Genomic DNA, 255 nt, shown 5'->3' with positions numbered 1-255 from the left:
CGACGCGGACGCCGTCGTCGGCGCGGAATGGGGTCAGGTCTCCCCAGACCGGCTCGCGCAACGTAACGGCTACCGGCACCGTGACCTGGACACCCGTGTCGGCACCATCGACGTCGCGGTCCCGAAGTTGCGGCAGGGCACGTATTTCCCGGAGTGGCTGCTCGAGCGCCGCAAACGGGCCGAGACCGCGTTGATCACGGTGATCGCGGACTGCTACCTCGCCGGCGTCTCGACCCGCCGGATGGACAAGCTCGT

The 255-nt window shown here is 69.0% G+C and carries 1 protein-coding gene; it reads left to right on the top strand.

Going from position 1 to position 255, the window contains the following annotated elements; translation table 11 throughout:
* Window positions 1-255: transposase (locus QM019_RS12840; protein ID WP_282853319.1), on the top strand; the 255-nt coding region annotated here is incomplete at both ends.

The organism is Gulosibacter sediminis (genome assembly GCF_030011715.1).
GTDB classification, from domain to species: Bacteria; Actinomycetota; Actinomycetes; order Actinomycetales; family Microbacteriaceae; genus Gulosibacter; species Gulosibacter sediminis.
Note: the sequence above shows the minus strand (reverse complement) of the source record. Positions and strands in the feature narration are given on the sequence as shown.